The 15,460-nt window shown below is 65.5% G+C and carries 16 protein-coding genes and 1 pseudogene; 2 read left to right on the top strand and 15 right to left on the bottom strand.

The window, feature by feature from the left end; genetic code table 11:
• Positions 1–117 precede the first annotated feature (117 nt).
• The 8 genes and pseudogenes from B1C78_RS11210 to gloA form a co-directional block, all read right to left on the bottom strand.
• Positions 118–543: a DUF4168 domain-containing protein gene (locus B1C78_RS11210; protein WP_077279257.1), complete on the bottom strand. Its 426-nt coding sequence runs from the start codon at positions 541–543 to the stop codon at positions 118–120.
• Positions 544–733: 190 nt separating this feature from the next.
• Positions 734–2,072, bottom strand: a pseudogene (locus B1C78_RS11205) (sigma-54-dependent transcriptional regulator).
• Positions 2,065–3,522 carry a sensor histidine kinase gene (locus tag B1C78_RS11200; protein WP_077279256.1) on the bottom strand — a complete coding sequence of 486 codons (1,458 nt, stop codon included), beginning with the start codon at positions 3,520–3,522 and terminating at the stop codon, positions 2,065–2,067. The pseudogene B1C78_RS11205 and the gene B1C78_RS11200 overlap by 8 nt, the downstream one beginning before the upstream one ends.
• A 203-nt stretch (positions 3,523–3,725) precedes the next feature.
• The gene (locus B1C78_RS11195; protein ID WP_077279260.1) at positions 3,726–4,184 is read right to left on the bottom strand and encodes a YqaA family protein; all 459 of its coding nucleotides are present in this window, start codon (positions 4,182–4,184) and stop codon (positions 3,726–3,728) included.
• A 16-nt stretch (positions 4,185–4,200) separates the two neighbouring features.
• On the bottom strand, positions 4,201–4,575 hold the full coding sequence (locus B1C78_RS11190; RefSeq protein ID WP_077279255.1) for a CoA-binding protein: 375 nt from the start codon (positions 4,573–4,575) through the stop codon (positions 4,201–4,203).
• Positions 4,576–4,585: 10 nt separating this feature from the next.
• Entirely contained in the window at positions 4,586–5,056 is a 471-nt protein-coding gene (locus B1C78_RS11185) for a Cif family virulence factor (RefSeq protein WP_245795404.1), read from the bottom strand.
• A 21-nt stretch (positions 5,057–5,077) separates the two neighbouring features.
• Positions 5,078–6,001, bottom strand: coding sequence for an alpha/beta fold hydrolase (locus B1C78_RS11180; RefSeq protein WP_077279259.1), 924 nt, complete (start codon positions 5,999–6,001; stop codon positions 5,078–5,080).
• Between the two features lie 97 nt (positions 6,002–6,098).
• Positions 6,099–6,638 carry a lactoylglutathione lyase gene (gene gloA, locus B1C78_RS11175; RefSeq protein ID WP_077279253.1) on the bottom strand — a complete coding sequence of 180 codons (540 nt, stop codon included), beginning with the start codon at positions 6,636–6,638 and terminating at the stop codon, positions 6,099–6,101.
• Between the two features lie 290 nt (positions 6,639–6,928).
• On the opposite strand from gloA, the gene B1C78_RS11170 reads away from it, so the two are divergent.
• The gene (locus tag B1C78_RS11170) at positions 6,929–7,378 is read left to right on the top strand and encodes a hypothetical protein (protein WP_077279252.1); all 450 of its coding nucleotides are present in this window, start codon (positions 6,929–6,931) and stop codon (positions 7,376–7,378) included.
• A gap of 108 nt (positions 7,379–7,486) precedes the next feature.
• Here the strand turns inward: B1C78_RS11170 and B1C78_RS11165 are convergent, their stop codons facing one another.
• The 7 genes from B1C78_RS11165 to prlC all read right to left on the bottom strand — a co-directional run bounded on the left by B1C78_RS11165 (position 7,487) and on the right by prlC (position 14,043).
• A complete protein-coding gene (locus B1C78_RS11165) occupies positions 7,487–7,690 on the bottom strand; it encodes a tautomerase family protein (RefSeq protein ID WP_077279251.1) in 204 nt (67 codons plus the stop codon).
• Positions 7,691–7,745: 55 nt separating this feature from the next.
• Entirely contained in the window at positions 7,746–8,060 is a 315-nt protein-coding gene (locus tag B1C78_RS11160; protein ID WP_077279250.1) for a DUF1840 domain-containing protein, read from the bottom strand.
• Between the two features lie 7 nt (positions 8,061–8,067).
• Positions 8,068–8,394: a cupin domain-containing protein gene (locus B1C78_RS11155; RefSeq protein WP_077279249.1), complete on the bottom strand. Its 327-nt coding sequence runs from the start codon at positions 8,392–8,394 to the stop codon at positions 8,068–8,070.
• A gap of 11 nt (positions 8,395–8,405) precedes the next feature.
• A complete protein-coding gene (locus tag B1C78_RS11150; RefSeq protein WP_077279248.1) occupies positions 8,406–9,041 on the bottom strand; it encodes a ParA family protein in 636 nt (211 codons plus the stop codon).
• A gap of 232 nt (positions 9,042–9,273) precedes the next feature.
• Positions 9,274–10,746, bottom strand: coding sequence for a 4-hydroxy-3-polyprenylbenzoate decarboxylase (gene ubiD / locus B1C78_RS11145; RefSeq protein WP_077279247.1), 1,473 nt, complete (start codon positions 10,744–10,746; stop codon positions 9,274–9,276).
• Positions 10,747–11,139: 393 nt separating this feature from the next.
• Positions 11,140–11,907: an exodeoxyribonuclease III gene (xth, locus tag B1C78_RS11140; RefSeq protein WP_077279246.1), complete on the bottom strand. Its 768-nt coding sequence runs from the start codon at positions 11,905–11,907 to the stop codon at positions 11,140–11,142.
• 54 nt (positions 11,908–11,961) lie between these two features.
• Complete coding sequence (gene prlC / locus B1C78_RS11135) at positions 11,962–14,043, bottom strand: oligopeptidase A (RefSeq protein WP_077279245.1); 2,082 nt, start codon at positions 14,041–14,043, stop codon at positions 11,962–11,964.
• Positions 14,044–14,299: 256 nt separating this feature from the next.
• Between prlC and B1C78_RS11130 the strand changes: the two genes are divergently transcribed.
• Complete coding sequence (locus B1C78_RS11130) at positions 14,300–15,175, top strand: phosphate ABC transporter substrate-binding protein (protein ID WP_077279244.1); 876 nt, start codon at positions 14,300–14,302, stop codon at positions 15,173–15,175.
• The last annotated feature ends 285 nt before the right edge of the window (positions 15,176–15,460 follow it).

Raw genomic sequence — 15,460 nt, 5'->3', positions numbered from 1 at the left:
GGTCGGGCTTCAGCCCGACACGGACACCGCCACCCACTTGCCTCTTGTCTCTTGCATCTTGTCTCTGCCCACAAAAAAGCCCCGCCCTCGACAGAGGGCGGGGCCTTTTTGTGCGGCTTACATCCGTTCCTGAGCCATCTGCTGAACCTGCTGCATCATGGCGGGATCCTGCTGCAGAGCCATGGCCACCTGGTTGTACTCCTCGACGCTCAGACCGTTGTCCTCCACGGCGCTGATCATCTCTTCCTGGGCCTCCTGCTGCATGGCCTGGGCATCCGCCTCGCTCTCGACACCCTGCAGACGCTCGGCGAAGTCCTCGCGGATATGCTGCACTTCAACGAAAGCATCCACGAACCGGTCCAGGGTGTCCGGATCGATCTGGGCCCCGGGCTGCTGCTGGTCCATGCCGGGCTGGCCGGCCGGCGGGGCGCCTTCCTGGCCGGTCGGGGGCTGGCCCTGCTGCTGGGCGATGGCCGCGCCGGACAGCCCGAGCAGGGCAGCCATGGCCAGGGCGAGGGGGAGTTTGCGGAATTGACGGGTCATGTGTCTTGATCCTCCGGATCTTTGGGTGAAAGTTCACCCTTTACTGCCTACAAGGACCATGCCAGACCAGCGCGGGTGCCGATAATGCGCTCTAACCGATTCTTTTTAAGGAAAATCTCTACCCGACCTGCTGCCCGGTCGGAGCCGATCAAGCCGTGTCAGACTGGCACATGGGCCTGACTGACCCGTGTCAGTCCACCCCGAGGCGGCGGTAAAGCGTACGCCGGCCGATGCCCAGCACACGGGCGGCCTGGCGCTTGTTGCCGTCGACCCGGTCCAGCACATGGCGGATGTAGCGGTCCTCCACCTGGGCCAGTGTTGGCATGGCCTGTTCATCCCCCCAAAGGCCGTCAGCCGGCTGAGGCGCCACCGGGCCCGCCAGCACCCGGTCGGGCAGATCGGACTCGCCGATCTCCGCGCCCCGGCAAAACGCCACCGCGCGCTCCACGATGCTGGCCAGCTCGCGCACGTTGCCCGGAAAATCGTAACGGCGCAGGGCGCGCAGCGCTTCCGGGCTGATCCCGCCGATGTCCCGGTCCAGCGCGGCTGCGGAGCGCCTGAGAAACGCCAGCGCGAGGCGTTCCACGTCCTCGCCGCGTTCACGCAGGGGCGGGATCGTGATGTGGAACGTCTCCAGGCGGTAGAAGAGATCCTCGCGGAAGCTGCCATCGTCGATCATGGGGGCAAGATCGCGGTTCGTGGCCGCCAGCACCCGCACGTCAGCGGCCTCCTCGCGATTGGCGCCCACGGGGCGCACGCGCCCGTCCTGCAGCAGACGCAGCAGCTTGGCCTGCATCGGCGGCNNTGCCGCCGTGCGCCTCCGCAAACAAGCCCTTGCGGGCGCCGGTGGCACCGGTGAACGCACCGGGCGCATGACCGAACAGCTCGGATTCCAGCAGCTCCGTGGGAATCCCGGCACAGTTGATGGCCACGAAGGGGCCGTTGCAGCGCTCGCTCTCGGCGTGCAGTGCGCGGGCCACCAGTTCCTTGCCGGTACCCGATTCTCCGGTGATGAGCACCGGCCCCGGGGCACGGGCGATCCGGCGTATGGCATCGAACAGCGCCAGCATCGCGGGGCTGGCGCCGATGAGCCCATGGAAATCCGACATGTTGAGGAGTTGGCGGTAGCGGGCCACTTCCGCCTGCAGGGCGCGGGTGCGCAGCACGCGCCGCACGGCCAGGCCGAGGTGGTCCAGATCCACGGGCTTGGTGAGGAAATCATCGGCCCCCTGGCGCAGCGCTTCCACCGCTTGGGGGATGGTGCCGAACGCGGTGATGATGATAAAGCCGGGGGCCGCCGGCAGGCGCCGGCAGTGACCCAGCAGCTCCATGCCGTCGGCCCCGGGCAGACGCAGGTCGCTCACCACCAGGTCGAAGTCCCGGGCATCCAGTCGGGCCACGGCCTGCTCCGCGTCACCCACGGCCACCACCGGGTACCCGGCATCGACCAGTTCGTCGTGCAGCAGGGCCCGATGGCCCGCGTCGTCCTCCACCACCAGAATGCTCGCCGTCGGGACAGGCTCATCCATGGGGCACCTCCAGAGGCAACAGGAGGGTGAAGCGGGCACCGCCCAGGGGGCTTCGGTCCACCCGCAATTCGCCGCCATGGTCGTTCACAGCCGCGTGGGCAACGGAGAGTCCCAGACCGGTGCCCTGCCCCACCGGCTTTGTGGTGAAGAACGGCTCGAACAGGTGCTCGCGAATGTCCGGGTCAACCCCCCGGCCATCGTCCTCCACAACCAGGCGCAGGGCCTTCCGTTCCAGCGCCCAGCTCAGCGACACGCGCTGCCGCGCCGCTTGGACCCCGTTCTCCAACAGGTTGCCCAGGGCCTGTTCCAGGCGCGGACGGTCAAGGGGCAGGTCCGGCATGTCTTCGGGGCCGTGCAGGGCAATCTCCACGGGCGCGCCGGCCTCCTGCAATCGGCGGGCGACGGCCTGCGCGATCACGGGGACCTGCTCCGGTCGCCGGTGCAGCGGGTTGCGCCGCCCGAAGTCCATGAGCTGGCGCACGATGCGCTCCATGCGTGCCACCTCCGTGCGGATGCCGGTCAGGTCACCGTGCAGGGCGTCGCCGTCGGGCAGCCGGCGCAACGCACGCTGGGCCGTGCCGTCGATGACGCCCAGGGGAGAACCCAGCTCATGGGCCACACCCGCCGCCAGCTGACCGATGGCCGCGAGCTTCTCCGATTCCCGTAACCGGGCCTCCAGGGCCTGTTGCTCGGCACGCTGGTGCGCCAACGCCGTCTCGGACCGGTCCGTGCTGTCCAGCATGGCATTCATGGCCTTGGCCAGGGTGCGCAACTCGTGGGGCCCGGCGGGACTGACGCGGTAGCCGCGCTCGCCACGGCCCACCCGCGCCATGCCCTCCACCAACTGGTTCACGTGACGCCCCACGGCCCGATGGTGTCCGAGGGTCACCACACCGAAGAACAGGAGCGCCAGCGCACCGAGCACCATAAGGGCCTCGCGCCGCAGCTGGGCGAGGTCGTCCTGGAAGTCCGCACGGTGACGCGTCACCTGCAGCAGCCCGCTGATGCGACCCCCGGCGTCCGACAGGGGCATGAAGAATGAGTACACGGGCTTGCCCGCACGCTCTTCGAACAGGCCCCGGGTGCCGCCGGCGGTGATGTCGCGCGCCTCCCGGCGAATCACCATGGACGGCCCGCGCGGACCGCTGGCGGCCACCAGCTCACCGCGCTCGTCGTAGACGTAGGCGCCGTAGACCTGGTCGATGCGAAATGCGGAGTCCAGGGCCTGTTGCACGCCGCCGCGTTCGCCCCGCTCCAGTGACCGGCTCAGCGGCAGCTGGATGGCCCGGGCCACCAGCTCAATATCCTCCTGAAGCCGTTCCTCCATACGGGCCTCCACGGCCCGCAGGCCCCACGCCCCGACCAGCAGCATGACGCCGAGCAGGGGGACGATCACGAACGCGAGCAGGGTGGTGCGCAGACTGTAAGGGGAGAGATAGGGAAGACCCATGACCTGCGGTCCCCTGGGATGAATGAATGTGCCATTTTAGCACACTGGGCGGCGTCGTTCTTTGCGGACAGGAAAAGCAACTTCCAGCGCAAAGGCGCGAAGACGCAAAGGACGCGAAGAAGATCTTTTTGAACAAAAACCCTTTGCGATCTTTGCGTCTTCGCGCCTTTGCGTTGGAAGTATTCTTTCCTGCCCCCCCCCCCTCAGCCCCCGAACGGAACCAGCCACAACAGGACCGCATACCGGGCCGCCTTGCCGATGGCGATGGCCAGGGCGCTGAGCCAGAAGTTGATGCGCAGCCACCCGGCCGCGAGGCACAGGGGATCACCGATCACCGGCAGCCAGGAGAGCAGCAGCACCGGCCAGCCATAGCGGCGCACGCGAAACAACGCCTTTTCCTGTTCGGGGCGGACCAGCCGGCGGGCCGGGTAGCGGGTGGCGATCCACCAGCCGATCCACCAGTTGGTGAGCCCGCCCAGCGTATTGCCGAGCGTGGCCACCCAGAGCAGATGGATAGGTGTGAAACCGCTCAGCGCCGCCGCCACCAGCACGCCTTCCGAGGAGCCCGGCAGGAGGGTGCTGGAGACGAACGCACTGGCAAACAGCACCCACAGGGCGTTCTCCTCGCTCCACCAGGACATCGGTCGCCACCAGTCACCCATGGTCATGGCCCGCCGTTCAGAAGCGTCCGCCGTCGAGCATGCGCAGGATGCAGTCGTGGGCCCAGGGGATCCCGGCGTCGTTCAGGGCGGCCTCGAGCCACGGGGATTCGGTGCCCGGGTTGAGGATCACCCGGCCGGGGGCGAGCGCCACGATCTCCGCGATCCGGGCCTCGCTGCGCGCGGGACCCAGGTACAGGGCGAGGGTGTGTACGGGCCCGGTGACCGCGTCCAGGGCGGGCACCACCGGCCAGCCGCCGATCTCCCCGGGGCGCGGATGCACGGGGATCACCCGATGGCCGTGGCGCGTCAGGGCCAGCACGGCCTGGTGGGCATAGCGTTCCGGCTTGGGGCTCGCGCCGAGCACCACCACCGTCTCTTGCATGGGTGTCATGAAGGTCTCGCTAGAAGGGCAGATCGCCGCGATCGGGGCGGCGCCAGTCGATCTCCACCGCCTGCCACTTTCCGCCGCCCGCGTGGCGCAGCGTCAGGTCGAAACGGTGCAGGTCGGCACGAAGCAATCCGATGTCCTGCTCCGGGAACGGGCGCCCGGCCATGGCCACATAGACGGTCAGGTGCGCCCGATCCGGCTCCGGGAAGCGCAGATCCTGCACCCGCGTGAGCAGATGAACCGACTGGTGCCGGAGAAACACGAGCCGCAGGATGTTGACCAGATCGTCTTTCCCCCGGCCCTGTGCGTCGCTGTAGTCGTCGGCGATGAGCGCGCGCAGGGCCGACAGGTTGCGCGCTTCCGCAGCCTCGCGGGCCTCGGTCACCAGCGCGCGGATCTGCTCTTCGGCGGGCGGCAGCTCGCGACCGCAGGCCGAGAGGAGCAAGGCCGCAAGGACCATCAGGACAACCAGGATCCGGTTCATGGGGCGCATTGTATGGCATGCCTAGTGTCCTGAGTCAGCGCATTCGCGATGCACGGCGCCTTCGTGCCGCTCGCCGTTCATCCAGGCCAGGATCTCCGTGGCCACCCTCTCCCGGTCGGGGCCATGCAGGAGCAGGTGCGGCCAGTCTTCCCGGATTCGCAGGTCCACCGCGCCGGTGGCATGGTGACGGACCAGGTGGCAGATGGCCACGCGCCGGATGGTGCGGTCACCCGCACCGTAGAGCACGAGCATCGGAGTCTCCACCGAGGCCGCGCGCAGCGATGCGGTCTCGGCGAGCCACACCACACCCGCATAGGTGTCCGCGCGAATGCGCCGCAGGACTTTCGGGTCATGGCGAAAACGTTGCACCGCCTCGGGTGCGAGCACGCCCTCGTAGTCTTCGCGCACGGTGACGGCGAAACGCGGCATGATCCGCTCCGCCAGCCACAGCCCGCCGTCCCACAGAGGTTTGACGGGAATGCCCTCGCGCACACCGGGCGCCGCGAGCACGATGCCGTCCACCGGCGGCGGATCCTCGCCGCCCATGAGCGCCACGGCCACGGAGCCACCCATGCTCTCGCCCAGCACGAACAGGGGCGTGTCCGTGTCCTCTCGGCGCAGGACTGCAATCAGGTCGCGCAGGTCGTCCACGAGGGCGTCGCTTCCGGCCCACAGGCCGGGATGCGGCGCGTCGCCGAAACCGCGCTGATCCATGGCGATCACCGACACGTCGCGCGCGGCGAACCAGGGGCCCAGCTGATCGAAGGCGCCCCGGTAATCCCTGAAACTGTGCAGCGCCACCAGGCGCGCCGCAGGCGTGTCCGCCTCCCAACGCGACACCGGCAGACGAGCCCCGTCACGAGCCACCAGCGCATCGGCTTCGAGGATCGGGCGTTGCACCGCTTCACCCGGCGGCACACGCACCGGCGTACACGCAGCAGACATGACGACGACCACAAGCACAAGCCAGCGCATCACTGTTCATCAACCGCCACGAGGGCCTGCAGACCCGGTTCCCACTTCCCAATTCACCCTTCCCACTTCAGGACCGTCCCAGCCCGGTCAATCGTGCCGGCTCCAGGATCTCGATCCAGTAACCGTCGGGATCGGTGACGAACGCCACATGTTTGATGCCGCCCTCATCCGGGCGCTTCACGAACGGCACCTCGTGGCTGTCCAGCCACTGCACCGCCGCATCCAGGTCGGGCACCGAGAAGCAGATGTGCCCGAACCCCTGAGGCTTGGAATTGCCGTCGTGATAGCGAAAGTCCGCATCCTTTTCCGTGCCCCAGTTGTGGGTCAGTTCAAGGATTCCCCGCTGTGAAAAGGTCCAGCGCGTGCGCTCGTCCACATCCTCGGGAACAACCTCCCCCTCGTCCAGGGCGGCGAGAAAATAGAGCGAAAAATCCAGTTCCGGGAAGTCCAGCTTGCGCAGCAGGCGCATGCCGAAGACCCTGCTGTAGAACGCCAGCGACCGCTGGGGGTCCTTGACGCGCAGCATGCTGTGATTCAGACGAAACCCGCGTGTCTCGGGCGCGACGGACTCCGTCATGCCCGGCTGCTGCTCGGTGTTGAAGGCCATCAAGGTATCCTCCGGTATGAATGGACTGGCACACAAACACTGACACCGCGGCGGCGGCGGGGTTTCCATTGGCGCGTCAATTCGTCGCCGTTGATCATGCTCGGCACATGGGCTTTCGGCTCGCTTGGTTGGTCAATGCAATGTTTCGGTTGCCGACATGAGTCACGGGAAGGGGATGTTTCGCGTGCGCGGCGGTTTCGCGTTTCTCCCACAGTGATATAGACTCCCCCTGATCGCGTGACAAAGCGACTGCAACTGCAAGGCTCAATACACACCACGGGAGTGACAATATGGCCGCAAAGAAAAAGGCTCGCAGGAAGGCACAAAAGAACATCGCACCGGGGACCACCTTCAATCGCGCCATTGAACGTGCGCAGAAGGCCGTCGATCGTGCCGAATCAAAGATCGAGTCGGCCAACAACAAGCTGGCACGCATGATGGACCGCCTGGAAAAGGCCAAGGCGCGCGTTATGAAATCCAAGGGTGCGGCGAAGGAAAACGCAAGGGCATCTGCTGCCAAGGCGCGCGATGAAGTGAAGAGCGCCAAGCAGGCCATCCGCGAAGCGACCGCCGAACACAAGCAGGCCGCAGGCTGGCTCGCGCAACTTCAGACCCGCGCCACGCGCCTGGAAACAGCCGCCACGCGGGAACTGAAAAAGATGGAAGCGGCGCTGGAAAAGAAGCTGCGCAAGCTCTCCAAACCCAAGCGTCGTCGCGCCAGGAAGAAGAAGTCCGCCTGAGGAAATCCGCACCGGATGCGGCGGCTGCCGCATCCGGTCGGGTGCAACGGATTTACAGGTCGGCGCAGCCGGTCATCGCGCAACGGGCCGGGCCGGCGCGCCATGCGTTCACTCCCCGCGGGCTCGCCTCACGGTGATGCTCTCGCCCGCGACGCCCCAGTTATCCGTATCCACCTCGTCGATCACCACCACGGTGGTCTTCGGGTTCTTGCCCAGCACATCCACCAGCAGCTGCGTGGCGCCCTGAATCAGGGCCTGTTTCTGTTCGGGTGTCGCACCCTCGCGGGTGATCTTGATGTTCACGTAAGGCATGGGCGGACTCTCCACTGAATGGTCTGTTGGCGACGACGCCGGTGAGCTATGCGGGTTAGTGTGCGTCCCACAGAACATACTCACCCTGCTGTTCGGCGGCTTCCAGCAACGCCAGCAGGGGCAGCGCGCGTTGTGCGATCGGCACCGGCGGGTCCTCGTCGTCTTCACTATCCGGGACAGCCCCCGAAGGCGGCGGCGCGCCTGCAACGCGAAGACCGGCACGCAACCTGGCCAGCGCCCGGGGCACATCCTCGGCCGCCAGGGCGCCGGGTATCGTGCCACTGTGGCCCATCAGCCGGATGAGCTCCTCGGCCACCTCCCGGAGATAGGTGATATCACCGTGTGCCGGGCTTTTGAAAGTGACCGGCACAGCAGCGTCAGGTGAACAGGATGGTCAACAGCGCGGTGGCGTCGGTCTGCGCGTGCACCGCGTGGACTTCGCCCCCCTGCAGGTAAAGCAGCTGTCCGGCCGTCAACAGCCGGTCCTCCGATCCGACCCGAAAACGGAAGCGGCCCGAGAGGCACTGGAACACGAGCGGGCCGTCGACGCGGTGTGCCTCCCAGGATTCGCCCGCACGCAGCACAATGCGTGCAAGTTCCATGTGCGTCTGTTTCGCAATGGTCTTCGAGTGGGCGCCGGGGAGCTCGTCACCCCAGGTGGCGAGATCCACGACTTCACCGGGCCGGGCGTGACGGGTCGCCATGGCGACCCCGATCAGGGACGACTGCGCTTGCTGTTGAGCCAGCGGATGATGGGGGCCCACTGTTCCCGGTCCACCGCCGTGGCGTAGGGGGCCATCTCGTGGATGCCGATGCCACGCTCCGCCGCGCGGATGTAGTTCATGGAATCGCGCAGGTGGGTCAGGAACGGAACCTTCAGGGTGCCCAGGAACTCCTCCAGCTCCCAGTAAATGTTGGTCACCTCGCGGGCCCGGTTGGCCACCAGCGCGAGCTTGACCTTTTTGCCGGAGACCGGCGCGGAGGCCTTTACCTCCTGGATGAATTTCGCCACGGCGCGCATATCGATGGGCGAGGGCAGCACCGGGATAAGCACCGTCTCGGCGCGCCGCAGGAGCGCCGTCAGCTCCTTGCCGTGCACCGCGGCCGGTGGATCCATGACCATGATGTCCGCCTTGCGCATGCCCTTGAGCCCCTCGCTGGCGGCGGCCATGCCGTGGATCTTCGGCCGCCCGCGCCCGCGCGCCTCCAGCCACGACAGGCTCGAGCCCTGGGGGTCGAAGTCGGCGAGGATGACGTCCTTGCCGTCCTGGGCATAGTAGGCGGCGATGTTGGTGGCCAGCGTGGTCTTGCCTGAGCCCCCCTTGGCGTTCAGAACCATGATTCGGCGCATGTGGATCTCCCCTGCTTCTTATTCGTGTCCGATGGCCCGCTTCAGAGTGTGGACCATGCCGGGGGGGATTTAAAGGCGATGGCCGTCTTCAGTGGCTAGTCTCAAGTGGCAAGTGGCAAGGGAAACCACCCTCACCCCAGCCCTCTCCCTGAGGGAGAGGGAGGATAAGACCCCCTCCCCCGCGAAGCGGGGGAGGGCTGGGGTGGGGGCCCTTGCCTCTTGTCTCTTGTCTCTAGCGCTTTCCTATCTTCAAACTCTCCCACAGTTCGTCGACCCGCTTCTTCACCGCCTCGTCCATGACGATGGGGCGGCCCCATTCGCGGGTGGTTTCGCCGGGCCACTTGTGGGTGGCGTCGAAGCCCATCTTGGAACCCAGGCCGGAGACCGGGGAGGCGAAGTCCAGGTAGTCGATGGGCGTGTTCTCCACCATGACCGTGTCGCGGGCCGGATCCATGCGCGTGGTCATGGCCCAGATGACGTCCTTCCAGTCCCGGGCGTCAACGTCGTCGTCGGTCACGATGACGAACTTGGTGTACATGAACTGGCGCAGGAAGGACCACACACCCATCATCACCCGCTTGGCGTGCCCCGGATACTGCTTGCGCATGGTCACCACGGCCAGCCGGTAGGAGCAGCCTTCCGGCGGCAGGTAGAAATCCGTGATCTCCGGGAACTGCTTCTGCAGGATGGGGATGAAGACCTCATTGAGGGCCACGCCCAGGATGGCGGGTTCGTCGGGCGGGCGGCCGGTGTAGGTGCTGTGGTAGATGGGGTCCTTGCGCGAGGTGATGCGCTCCACCGTGAAGACGGGAAAATCGTCCACCTCGTTGTAGTAACCGGTGTGGTCCCCGAAGGGGCCTTCCGGCGCCGTGTCCCCGGGGCGGATCACGCCCTCGAGCACGATCTCCGCAGAGGCGGGCACCAGCAGATCCGAGCCCAGGCACCTGACGAGTTCTGTTCGCGAACCGCGAAGAAGCCCGGCAAAGGCGTGTTCCGAGAGGCTGTCGGGCACAGGGGTCACCGCGCCCAGGATGGTGGCCGGGTCAGCCCCCAGGGCCACCGCGATGGGGAAGGGTTCGCCCGGGTGCGCCTCGCACCAGTCGCGGAAATCCAGCGCGCCGCCCCGGTGGGAGAGCCAGCGCATGATCACCCGGTTCGGGCCGATCACCTGCTGACGGTAGATGCCCATGTTCTGGCGGTCCTTGCGCGGCCCCTTGGTGACGACCAGGCCCCAGGTGATGAGCGGCCCCGCGTCGCCGGGCCAGCAGGTCTGCACGGGCAGGGTGGAAAGGTCCACCGCACCGCCCTCGCGCACCACGGCCTGGCACGGGGCGCTGCCCACCTTCTTGGGCGCCATGTCCAGCACCTTCTTGAACACCGGCAGGGTCTTCCAGGCATCCTTCAGCCCCTTGGGCGGATCCGGCTCCTTGAGAAACGCCAGCAGCTTGCCCACCTCGCGCAATGCCTCCACAGAATCCTCGCCCATGCCCAGCGCCACCCGCCGGGGCGTGCCGAACAGGTTGCCCAGAACAGGGATCGTGTGCCCCTTCGGCTTCTCGAAGAGCAGGGCGGGTCCTTCGGCGCGCAGGGTGCGGTCGCAGATCTCCGTCATCTCCAGATGCGGATCCACCTCCACGCTCACACGCCTGAGTTCACCCAGCGCTTCCAGCTGGGCAATGAAGTCCCTGAGGTCACGGTATTTCATGATGCGCCGATGTTACCGCGAATGCGGCTTTGGGAGGAAAGGCCTTCCTGCTTTGGCGAAGCACACGATAGACGCCAGGAAAGAAAAAAATCGTTCTCTCGCAAAGAGCGCAAAGTACGCCAAGAAAGGCCAAGAGGGTCTCTTATAACAAACAGAAAAAATGCGTAGAGACTCCGTTTCCGGTCAGTCCTCGTCGAGGCGCTGAGTGCTATACAGCGCTTGGGAGCATGTCCCAGTCATCGAACGGATTCGGGGTCGGGTTCGCGGCACTCACCCAACCTAAAGGATTCCTTCTTTTCTTGGCGTACTTTGCGCTCTTTGCGAGAGAACATTCTTGTCCTTACGCTTCGTGGTCAAGAGGCATACGGTCGGCACTGCGGGCGGTGGGACGGTTTACAGCACGAATTCGGCCACCACCGGCGCGTGGTCGGACGGGCGTTCGAGACGGCGCGGGGCCACGTCGATGGTGCAGGCGGTGCAGGCCTCGGTCATGGGGGGGCTGGTGAGGATCAGGTCGATGCGCAGGCCCATGTTGCGGCGGAAGGCGGCGGCGCGATAATCCCACCAGGAAAAGCTCTGCTCGGGCTGCTCGAACTTGCGGAAGCAATCGCTCAGGCCCAGAGCGAACAGCTTTCCCAGCGCCTCACGCTCGGGCGTGGAACACAGGATGCGTTCGTGCCATGCCTCCGGATCGTGGACGTCCTGATCCTCGGGCGCAACATTGAAATCCCCGAGTACCACGAGACGTTCGTGGCGTTTGAGCTCCCCGGCGATCCAGGTGGTGACCTTGTCCATCCACGCGAGCTTGTAGGCGTATTTCTCCGAACCCACTTCCGAACCGTTCACCACGTAGAGGTTGATGATGCGCACCCCGTCCACGGTGGCGGCGAGGATGCGGCGCTGGGGGTCGTCCAGCCCCTCGATGTCGGTCAACGGATCAACGGGTTCAGACTTCGCGAGCACGGCCACCCCGTTATAGGTCTTCTGCCCCGAGTACACGCAGCGGTAGCCGGCCTCGGCGATGGCCTCCACGGGGAAGGCGTCGTCGGTAAGCTTGGTCTCCTGCAGCGCGAGCACGTCCGGGCTGTTGGCAGCCATCCAGTCGAGCACGTGGGGCAGACGCACCTTGAGGGAGTTGACGTTCCAGGTGGCTATTTTCATGAAGGCAGGGACAAGGGCAAAGGTCCAAGGGTAAAAGGGAAGGCCAGGACAGTGCTACGCTTTAATCCCCGTTGTACCTTGTATCTTTTCCCTTGTATCTGCCGTCAACCCCGAATGACGGAGCAGGGCCTCGATGTCCGGCTCGCGCCCCCTGAATGCCTTGAACAGATCCATGGCGGGCTGTGAGCCGCCCCGCTCCAGCACGTTTTCGAGGAAGGACCGGCCCACCTCGGGGTTGAACAGGCCCTCCTCCTCGAAGCGCCCGAAGGCGTCGGCGGAGAGTACCTCGGCCCACTTGTAGCTGTAGTAGCCCGCGGCGTAGCCGCCGGCGAAGATGTGGGAGAAGCCGTGTTGGAAGCGGTTGAAGGCGGGCGGCTTCACCACGGCCACCTGGGCGCGCACCTGGTCGAGGATCTCCTGGATGCGCCCGCCTCGCGCCGGATCGTATTCCCCGTGCAGCCGCATGTCGAACAGCGAGAACTCCAGCTGGCGCACCAGCTGCATGGCCGCCTGGAAGTGGCGGGTGGCGATGAGCTTGTCGAAGAGGTCCTCGGGAAGCGGCTCGCCGGTCTCGTAGTGGCCGGCAAACAGATCCATGGCTTCGCGCTCCCAGCACCAGTTCTCCATGAACTGGCTGGGCAGTTCCACGGCGTCCCACTCCACGCCGTTGATGCCGGCGATATCCGGATAGTCCACCCGGGTGAGCATGTGATGCAGACCGTGACCGAACTCGTGGAACAGGGTGATCACCTCGTCGTGGGTGAACAGCGCCGGCTTGTCGCCCACCGGCGGCGTGGAATTGCAGGTCATGTAAGCCACCGGGATCTGCACCCGGTCGCCGTCCCGCAGCCGGTTGCGGCATTCGTCCATCCACGCACCGCCGCGCTTTTTCGGCCGTGCGTAAAGGTCCAGGTAAAAGGCCGCGCGTGGCGCGCCGTCCGGATCGCGAATCTCGTAGAAACGCACATCCGGATGCCAGACATCGACGCCTTCGACCTCCACGATGCTCACCTGGTAGAGGCGCTCCACCAGCCGGAACAGGCCGGGAACCACCCGGTTCACCGGGAAGTAGGGCTTGAGGTCCTCCTGGGAGAGCGCGTAGGCGTGCTGTCGGAGCTTTTCGCTGGCATAGGCGATATCCCAGGCCTGCAGATCATCGAGGCCCAGGTGCTGTGCGGCAAAGTGGCGCAGTTCGTCCAGCTCCTCCTGGGCACGGGGCCTGGCACGCTCGGCCAGATCGGTGAGAAAATCGATCACCGTGGCCGGCGAGTCCGCCATTTTAGTGGCCAGGGACAGGTCGGCGAAGCTTTCGTAGTCGAGCAACCGGGCCTGCTCATGGCGCAGGGCAAGGATCTGTTCCATGAGCGCGCTGTTGTCGTACTGGCGGTCGTGCGGCCCCTGGTCCGAGGCGCGGGTGACGTAGGCGGTGTACACCGCCTCGCGCAGCGCACGGTCATCAGCGTGTGTCATGACGGCGTAGTAGGAGGGGAACTCCAGGGTGATGAGCCACCCGTCCAGGTCCGCGTGACCCGCCGCCTGGGCGAGCATGTCCAGGGCCGAGTCCGGCAGGCCTGCGAGGGCGGCGCGGTCGGTCACGTGCTGCTTCCAGGCGTGCGTGCTGTCGAGAATATTTTCCTCGAAGCGCGACTGGAGGTTCGACAGCTCCTGCGCAATGGCCTTGTAACGGGATTTCTTCTCCTCGGGCAGATCGACGCCGCTCAGGTGGAAGTCCCGCAGCGCATCCCGGATCACCTTGCGCTGCGCCGGGTCCAGGCGCTCGGCGCCCGGACCCTCGGCAATCGACTGGTAGGCCCGGAAAAGCGCCACGTTCTGGCCCAGCTCCGTGCCGTACTCCGAGAGCTTGGGCAGGCAGGCGTTATAGGCCGCGCGCAGGGCCTCGGTGTTGACCACGGAGTTCATGTGGCGCACCGGAGACCAGATGTGCCCGAGGCGGTCCTCCATGAGACCCAGGGGATGAATCAGGCTGTCCCAGGTGAAGGGGCCGGGTGCTTCGACCAATTCTTTGATTTTCTGTCGGTTTTCTTCGAGAACCTGGTCGATGGCCGGCTCCACGTGTTCCGGACGAATGCGTGAGAACGGCGGCAGATCAAAGGCTTCCAGCAGGGGATTGCTCATGGGGTACAGGTCGGCTTGCTCAGAGGACGGGGGCTAAATGTAGCACGCGTGCGGTGCGGGTATGGAATATGCCCGGTGCACCGACCTGCTCAGGAGCTTAAGTCCTTATTAGAAAAGTGGTTTCTAGCTACGCTTGGCGACGTTTTGCTACCGAATAGTGTGAACTAAGTTGCACTTTGGGCCAGCAGGGTGTTTAAGGAAACTTGGGTAAAAGGGGCCGCCAGAGCCCTGTAACCATAACGGAGGACAGAGAGTCATGTTTCGCAAACTACTCGCCGTACTGATGCTGGGGTTGATGGCCAACCTGGCCCACGCCGAATCCACGCTCACCTGGGCCGGTTGCGGCATTTCGCGCAACGCCTTCATGGACGAACTGTCCGCGGCCTTCAAGGAACAGACCGGAATCACCATCGAGGTGGTGGGCAGCGGTGCCACGCAGGGCATTCGTCAGCCATCGGCCGGGATTTCGGACATGGGCGGCACCTGCCGCCTGCCGCTACCCAACGAGCCCGCCGAGGCCCTGGCCCACCTGGAACCCGTGGCCTGGGACGCACTGGTGGTGATCGTGCACAAGGACACCCCGGTGGACAACATCACCCTGGAGCAGGTACGTGACCTGTTCCTCGGGCGCATCACCAACTGGAACCAGCTGGGCGGCCCGGATCAGCCCATGGAAGTCTTCGCCCGCCAGGGCAAGATCTCCGGCGTGGGCCGTATGGTGCGCCACCTGGTCTATGCCAACTTCGACCAGGAGTTCACCGCCACGCGCTTCTTCCCGTCCAGCGGTCCCCTGGAGCGTGCCGTGGAGGAAACGCCCTGGTCCATCGGTATCACCGGGATCAGCAGCGCCCAGCGCCGTGATCTGAAGATCCTGAACCTGGACGGCATGGAGCCCAGCTACGACAACATCCGCACCGGCGCCTACACCCTGTACCGCCCGCTGTACATCGCCTACGACCCGAGCAACCCGAAGGCCGACCAGATCCAGGACTTCGTGCGCTTCGTGGGCAGCCGCGAGGGTCGTGAAGTGATCCGCCGCAACGGCTGCGTGCCCTACACCGATGCCCTGGCCCTGATCATGAAACAGCTGGACCAGGAACGCCGCGCCCGCGACATGGGGGTTTACAACTGATCGACGCTTGACACCCTCCAGTGCAAGCATTAGGCCCGGCTGTGAACACAGTCCGGGCCTTTTTCTTTGGGCTTTCGCGATGTTTGTCTAACCACGAAGCACACGAAGGGCACGAAGAAAAGATGATGTGCTGTGGAGATTGGGGCTCCGGCTGATACCGAAGATCCGCCTGTCCGTTGGGTGGCTTCGTTGACAAAAAAAGCGGGACTCTCGCAAAGACGCGAAGCCCGCAAAGAAATGATCAATTCATGATTCTTGTGTTTTCTTGGCGGGCTTCGCGTCTTT

It is taken from the genome of Thioalkalivibrio denitrificans (assembly GCF_002000365.1).
Taxonomy (GTDB): domain Bacteria; phylum Pseudomonadota; class Gammaproteobacteria; order Ectothiorhodospirales; family Ectothiorhodospiraceae; genus Thioalkalivibrio_A; species Thioalkalivibrio_A denitrificans.
The sequence above is the reverse complement of the archived record's forward strand: the minus strand, read 5'-3'. Positions and strand labels throughout refer to the sequence as shown.

Bases quoted from the DNA above. Each gene is read 5' to 3' on its own strand.
- B1C78_RS11210 (WP_077279257.1), bottom strand. From the start codon at position 543: ATGACCCGTCAATTCCGCAAACTCCCCCTCGCCCTGGCCATGGCTGCC.
- B1C78_RS11200 (WP_077279256.1), bottom strand. From the start codon at position 3,522: ATGGGTCTTCCCTATCTCTCCCCTTACAGTCTGCGCACCACCCTGCTC.
- B1C78_RS11195 (WP_077279260.1), bottom strand. From the start codon at position 4,184: ATGGGTGACTGGTGGCGACCGATGTCCTGGTGGAGCGAGGAGAACGCC.
- B1C78_RS11190 (WP_077279255.1), bottom strand. From the start codon at position 4,575: ATGACACCCATGCAAGAGACGGTGGTGGTGCTCGGCGCGAGCCCCAAG.
- B1C78_RS11185 (WP_245795404.1), bottom strand. From the start codon at position 5,056: ATGAACCGGATCCTGGTTGTCCTGATGGTCCTTGCGGCCTTGCTCCTC.
- B1C78_RS11180 (WP_077279259.1), bottom strand. From the start codon at position 6,001: ATGTCTGCTGCGTGTACGCCGGTGCGTGTGCCGCCGGGTGAAGCGGTG.
- gloA (WP_077279253.1), bottom strand. From the start codon at position 6,638: ATGGCCTTCAACACCGAGCAGCAGCCGGGCATGACGGAGTCCGTCGCG.
- B1C78_RS11170 (WP_077279252.1), top strand. From the start codon at position 6,929: ATGGCCGCAAAGAAAAAGGCTCGCAGGAAGGCACAAAAGAACATCGCA.
- B1C78_RS11165 (WP_077279251.1), bottom strand. From the start codon at position 7,690: ATGCCTTACGTGAACATCAAGATCACCCGCGAGGGTGCGACACCCGAA.
- B1C78_RS11155 (WP_077279249.1), bottom strand. From the start codon at position 8,394: ATGGCGACCCGTCACGCCCGGCCCGGTGAAGTCGTGGATCTCGCCACC.
- B1C78_RS11150 (WP_077279248.1), bottom strand. From the start codon at position 9,041: ATGCGCCGAATCATGGTTCTGAACGCCAAGGGGGGCTCAGGCAAGACC.
- ubiD (WP_077279247.1), bottom strand. From the start codon at position 10,746: ATGAAATACCGTGACCTCAGGGACTTCATTGCCCAGCTGGAAGCGCTG.
- xth (WP_077279246.1), bottom strand. From the start codon at position 11,907: ATGAAAATAGCCACCTGGAACGTCAACTCCCTCAAGGTGCGTCTGCCC.
- prlC (WP_077279245.1), bottom strand. From the start codon at position 14,043: ATGAGCAATCCCCTGCTGGAAGCCTTTGATCTGCCGCCGTTCTCACGC.
- B1C78_RS11130 (WP_077279244.1), top strand. From the start codon at position 14,300: ATGTTTCGCAAACTACTCGCCGTACTGATGCTGGGGTTGATGGCCAAC.